Here is a 2238-nt window from a genome sequence, read left to right as displayed (position 1 = left end):
GCGTGCTCGGCGTTCTGCTTGACGGTGGAGGTCAGTTCCTCCATCGAGGCGGCGGTCTCTTCGAGGTTGGCGGCCTGCTGCTCGGTGCGGCGCGACAGGTCGGAGTTGCCCGAGGCGATCTCGGTGGAGGCGATGTTGATCGCCGAGGAGGCCTGGTGGATCCGGCCGACGATGTCGGCCAGCTGCGCCACGGTGGCGTTGGCGTCGTCGCGCATGCGTGCGAACACGCCGCGGAACTCGCCGTCCATGCGCACCGTCAGGTCGCCCTCGGCGATCGCCTTGAGCACCGTGGAGACTTCGGCCAGGTTGCCGTCGGTGGTCTGCATCAGGCGGTTGAGGCCCTCGACCATCTCGCGGAAGTCGTGCTCGAAGCGCGCGGCATCGCCGCGGGCGGTGAAGTCGCCCTCGCCGGCGGCGCCGACCAGGCGGCGGATCTCGCCGTTGATCGCCTGCAGGTTGCTCTTGACGGCGTCCATGGTCTCGCTGAGCACGGCCTTCTCGCCGGGCAGGCGGTCCATGTCCTCGGACAGGTCGCCGACGGCGTAGCGGCCCATGATCTGGATCAGCCGCATCTTCACGCCAATGTGCGCGGCGACCAGGGCGTTGGTGTCGTGGACCATGCGGCCGTAGTCGCCGGGGAAGGCGGCCTCGTCCATGCGATGGCTGATCTGTCCCTCGTCGTGGCGCAGCGCCATCTCGGTCTGCGCACGCATCACCGCCTGCAGCTGCGCCTGCATCTTGCGCATGCTCTCGAGCAGGCGGCCGACCTCGTCTCCGGTGGTCACGTCGATCGTCCCGTCCAGGCGACCTTCGGCCACGTCCATCGCGACCCGCTCGGCGCCGGCAAGCGGGCGCGAGACCAGGCGCCGCACCGCCAGCAGCATCAGGCCGATGCCGATCGCCAGCGCGAGCAGCGAGATCGCGCCGATGTTGCGCAACAGGGTGGCCAGCGATGCCTCGATGGCGTCCACCGGCTCGGCGCCCAGCACGACCCACTGGCGCGGCGCGTAGGCGCGCGCGGACACCAGGTGGGCGGCGCCGTCGAGCTCGATGCGTGCGCTGGTGGCGTTGCCGGCCAGCACGGCGTCCAGCGCGGCCAGGTCGGCGCCCGGCACCAGGCTGGGGAACTCCGTGCCTTCGTGGCGACTGTGCACCAGCACCTGGCCGGGCCTGCCGTCCTCGCCCAGCGCGACGATGTAGAAGGAGCCGCCGCCGGCCGTGGCCGACGCGCGCACCCGCTGCCGCAGCGCAGCGAGACCTTCCGTGGCGTCCTGACCGACGAAGAGCACCGCGGCGATCTCGCCGCTGGCGTCGCGCATCGGCGCGTAGTGGGTCATGTAGTCGCTGCCGAACAGGTGCGCAGGCCCGGTATAGGCCTCGCCGCCGAGCAGCAGGGAGTAGGCCGGGTGGCCGTGGTCGAGCCTCGTGCCGATGGCGCGCTCGCCGTCGGCATTGCGCAGCGAGGTGGTGACGCGAACGAAATCGTCGCCGTCGCGGGCGAACATGGTCGCGACGCCGCCGGTGGCGTCGGCGAACCGGTCCACCGCCTCGAAGTCGAGATTGAGCGCGGAGTCGCCGAGTCGCAGCGTCGGCGCGATCGTCGCGCCCACCTCGAGCGTCTCCTCGGGATCGAGCACGAGCTCTCCCGCGGGCAACAGGGCCTCGAACAACCCGGCCATGTGCCGGGTGCTGGCCACCAGTGCCTCGTCGTACATGGCCACCGATTCCTGCACCAGCCCGGTGGCCGCAGCCAGGTCGCCGTCGGCACGCGTTTGCAGGCCTTCGGCGGACTGCCGGTAGGCCAGCAGCGCCAGCAGCAGCAGGGCGCCGGCCAGGATCGCCGCGACCACGGTGGCGAGCTTGGCGCCGAGGGAGAGCTGTCTGATTCCGTGCATGGGGACACCAATCGGGTGGTTGCCGGTGTGTCGCTTCGTGTCCACGCGGAGCGGAACCCGGAGCGGTGCTCCTGCGGGCGCTTCCGGCGGCGCGCCCGGTCGATCCCTCCCGTTATCGGCCGAGGCGGTGGGTCCTTGAGATCACCCGCCCAGGGCAGGGCGCCCGCCGCCGTGGGCCAACTCGCGGCAGCGCGGGAAGCGCATCCGGCGCCTTCCCAGCGGCCGCCGCGCTCCTAGAACTCGGTCCAGTCGTCATCGGCGGTGGTGGCCAGTGCCGCGGCGGCCTTGACTGGTGCGCGCCGAGCCTTGGGCGCCGGTTGCTGCCGCGGCGCTGCGGCCGCGC

At 71.9% G+C, this 2238-nt stretch carries 1 protein-coding gene; it reads right to left on the bottom strand.

The features are described from left to right. A partial coding sequence (locus H0E84_RS14275; protein WP_180679321.1) for a methyl-accepting chemotaxis protein occupies positions 1–1895 on the bottom strand: 1895 nt, incomplete at its 3' end. Positions 1896–2238: the final 343 nt, after the last annotated feature.

Source organism: Luteimonas salinisoli, from assembly GCF_013425525.1.
GTDB classification, from domain to species: Bacteria; Pseudomonadota; Gammaproteobacteria; order Xanthomonadales; family Xanthomonadaceae; genus Luteimonas; species Luteimonas salinisoli.
The sequence above is the reverse complement of the archived record's forward strand: the minus strand, read 5'-3'. Positions and strand labels throughout refer to the sequence as shown.